Below are 3,922 nucleotides of genomic sequence, written 5' to 3'. Positions count from 1 at the left end.
GCCAGTCGTCGATAAAGTACGGCTGATAGCTGCGCACCGGCTGCCCCTTGTTGTCGTATTCGACCTTGCCGGACACCGCCCAACGCGTCGCCGTCTCTTGACTCATCGGCTTGCCGGCCTCGTCTACGACGATTTCACCTCGCGCATCGCGTTGCCAGGCGGTGCCGCCTGGCACTTTTTGCGCGCTCTGTAATGCCCGGCCAAGACCATCGACGCAACCCACGCTGACTCGCACCTGTTGCGCCGAGTCGGATGGGTAACGATGACAGGCTCCGCCATCATTATTAAGGCAATGCTGAACAAGCGGCTGCATTCATGATGTCATCAAGAGTTCGAAGCAAGCTGATCATGAACGCAGGTTCCTTGCTGGTTTTCGGTCATCCTAGGGGCCGTTCGAGGGCCCGTGGTCCTCACTGGCGGGCCCCAGGTTCGGTTTTCGCCCATTATGGGCGCACCTGCGCCATCAATCGCGTGCGGCGCAGGTAGACATTGGCCAGCGCCACCGCGACGAAGGCGCGGTTCGCATTCTTCCCGAGCCCGCGATAGCGCACCTTCGCGAAACCCCACAGTCGCTTCACCACGGCGAATACATGTTCGACGCGGGCCCGAATTTTCGACTTGTTTCGGTTCTTGCGGCGCGCCACCTCGTCGATCGCGCCGTTGCGGCATGTGCGCTGATTCGTGAAGTCGCGCGCCTTGGGCGCCTTGCCATGAATCAGTGCCTTCTGGCTCGCGTAGGCGCTGTCGCCGTAGACGCGCTGCTCCTGCCCATGCAGCAGTTGCGGCAACGCATGCTTATAGTGAACGTTGGCCGTCTGTCGTCACCACCGCGCTGTGGGCCAGGCCGCTCTGACTGTCGACCCCGATGTGCAGCTTCATGCCAAAGTGCCAATTGCCGTTCTTCTTCGTCTGGCGCATCTCGGGGTCGCGGGCCTTCTGTCCGTTCTTCGTCGAACCGGGTGCGCCAATTAACGTGGCATCCACGATCGTGCCGCTGGCAAGCTTCATCCCGCTGGCCTGGAGAACCCGACCCACTTCCGCGAAGATCTGTTCGCCCAGCTTGTGCTTCTCGAGCAGATGCCGGAACTTGAGCATCGTCGTCGCATCCGGCACGGCCTCGCAGCCCAGATCGATGCCCACGAAGTGGCGCAGGCTCGTGCTGTCGTACAGCGCCGCCTCGCAGGCGAGGTCCGCCAGGTTGAACCAGTGCTGGACGAAGTGAATTCGCAGCGTACGTTCCAGGCCAATCGGCGGGCGCCCGTTGCCGCGTCTCGGGTAATAGGCTCGACCGGCACGCACAACGCCGCCCAAGGCACGATCCGGTTCATCGTGTCGAGAAACTCGTCGCGTCGCGTGCGTTTGCGCTTCGTCTCGAAGCCCGCTCCCTGATCGACTGCCATCGCCAGCGTCTGCTGCTTCATCGTCTTTCGCCTTTCTCCGGTCATGTCCAACGATCTATAACGGCTGGACCACGGCGATGGTGGACTTGTTCAGCATTGCCTTAAGCTACATTTACCCTCCTATTGCCAGAATGGGTCACCCTCCCAACAACCTGAGCAGGAATTTCAGTCATGATTTTCCTCGATGAAAACCACGATTCTTTGACGCGAAGGTTCTTCACGTATGCAGGGGCTTCCTGTCCCTGATAATGTAAATTCCAGCTTCCACCCTCTTTCGATTCATACCTGAGAAAAGCAAATCCGTGAACATTTTCAATGTTGCTCTCGCCTATTCTATGAAATCCATAATCCGGATACTCCATGGCCGCCACCATCCCACGGCCATGTTCAATACCCACCCTATTGTATTGCTCCTCTTCCTTGCCGCCTTCCACGTGATAGACTCGCAACGTCTCTTCGCTCATCATGTCTACCACGAATGAGCAACCGCTAAAAGCAGGGGTAAAGACATGAATTGGGTCGGTTGTGATATCTGGATGGACCGGAATGTCATAGTATTTTCCTTGCGGCACCCAATAAGCCTTCACGGTCGATCCCGTTGTTACCTCGGCTCCGAATAGTTCCACATGCGGCGCAATCGCCATATAATTTTCTTGGCCGCCGGGATTCACTCCGAGGAATGAAAACCTTGCGATGCCACCGTGCTGTAGCACATCTCCAGGCAGACGCAGTTGTTGTCCGGGGGCTGCGTTAAGGAGATCCGACACAATAGGCAATAGTTTTCGCCCGCCTGCCACCGCTGACATTGGCCAGATCTTATACTGCTCGGGCAAAGTGAGTTCGACGGTTTGTGTTCTGCCCGATAAGTCAGGTTGGACGCTTGAAAGGATGGATCCTGGTATTTCCTTCTGTTTACCTGCTCGCAGTTTAAAGCCTGCAATTGGATCCAGTCCAGTAGGATCGTAATAATTAATCGGACAGTTACGCGCCATCCTGTACAGGTTGAGTCCATCGATGGTGAAGGCGGGATCGGCGCTGGCCCAGCGTCCGAGCCACGGCATGTAGTAGCGGTACCCGTAGTAGTACAGCCCGGTCGCATCACGCTCCTTGCCCGAGTAGCGGATGAACTTGTACTTCACCTCATACTCGTTACCGCCCCACACTGCAGTGCCGCCATATGGGTAGTACTCCTCCTGCGTAATGATCCGCCCATCGCCATCGAGCTCCAGGATCGCCGAAGCGATCTGATCGCGCACGCTCCAGCGGTACTGGTCGTTCGGAATCTGCTCCGGCCGCCCCGCTGTCCAGTGCAGTACCCGCATCGACCCGTCCGGCACCATCACCACATCCAGAGCCTCTTCCGTCTTCCCATCGGCCTCCGTCGTGCGCAGCTCCAGTCCCGGCAGGTAGATCACCTGTTGCGTGCGCCAGGTGCTCGCAGTCCTTGCGCGCGTCTGTTTCCACACTCGCATCCCGCTGCCGTCGTAGCCGTAGGTTTCCCGGTCATTATCGCTGTCACCGCCGCGGTCAATGAGCGTTACCTTCTCCAGTTGGTTGCGCACGTTCCACACCTGCGCCTGCCCCGGCTTCAGCGCCAGCCTGTTGCCACAGGCGTCGAAGTAACTCCCGTTGTCGATGTCTCCCGGCCGCAGGCTCTCCTCATCGGCCTGCGCAACCCCGTGATTGCTGCGGTCCGACACCACGATGTCGTTGCGCCACGCGCTGCCGCCTTGGTGCTCGATGCGCGTCAGGTTGCCACCGCGGTCATAGGTATAGCGGCGCATGTAGTTGACCAGGTTGGCCGAATCGCTCCCCGGCGGTGAAGCCGGACCCTGGCCGCCCGCCGTCGCGTTCTCCCGTCCGGTGGCTTCCAGCAGTTGGTACAGCGCGTCATGGCGGTAGGTGGCCTGCGCCGCCACCCGCTGGTTGCGGAAGTAACGGACTTCCTGCGCGGCGTCGCTAATACCCAGAATGTTGCCCACCGGGTCATACGCGTATCCCAGCGCCTGCACCAGCGTGCCGTCAGCCCGGTGCGTGCGCCGGTGCACCAGCCGCCGGGTCTCGGCCTCGTACTCACAGGTTGTGGCCACTCCGTTGCCAGCCGTCTGCGCAAGTAGCTCGCCGGCCGCGGTATAGCGAATACCGCTCACCAGCACCTGCTCGTGCACAGCACCGGCCAGCTTCAGCCAGCCTACCTGCAGTTGGCCCGCGACGTCCATGCTCCAGCGCCGCCGGTGGCCCTTCGCATCGGTCTGCGCGATGACACTACCTAGCGCGTCGTAGTCCCACCCGGTCGTCCACGCCTGCGTCGACAGCTGCGTGTCCCAGCCTGCCTCATCGTCACCCGGCCAGCAGGCTAACGCCACCAGCTCGGCCAGCAGGCGCCGCGTCTCGTCCTGTGGCTGACCACCCAGCGTGTAGCCCAACGTGCGCACCTGCCCGGCCGTATCGTAGCGACGCACACATTGCCCGCGCAGGTTGTGCGCCTGCGCGTCGGCTTCCCGCTCGCCGTACACCCATAC

At 60.6% G+C, this 3,922-nt stretch carries 2 protein-coding genes and 1 pseudogene; all 3 read right to left on the bottom strand.

Annotation, left to right across the window (positions count from 1 at the left end; genetic code table 11):
* Positions 1-313: hypothetical protein (locus WS91_RS35645; protein WP_156432327.1), on the bottom strand; the 313-nt coding region annotated here is incomplete at its 3' end.
* Between the two features lie 130 nt (positions 314-443).
* Positions 444-1,421, bottom strand: a pseudogene (locus tag WS91_RS07935) (IS5 family transposase).
* A gap of 80 nt (positions 1,422-1,501) precedes the next feature.
* On the bottom strand, positions 1,502-3,922 hold a 2,421-nt coding region (locus tag WS91_RS07930), incomplete at its 5' end, for an RHS repeat domain-containing protein (RefSeq protein WP_059670078.1).

Source organism: Burkholderia sp. MSMB1498 (genome assembly GCF_001526245.1).
GTDB lineage: Bacteria > Pseudomonadota > Gammaproteobacteria > Burkholderiales > Burkholderiaceae > Burkholderia > Burkholderia savannae.
Note: the sequence above shows the minus strand (reverse complement) of the source record. Positions and strands in the feature narration are given on the sequence as shown.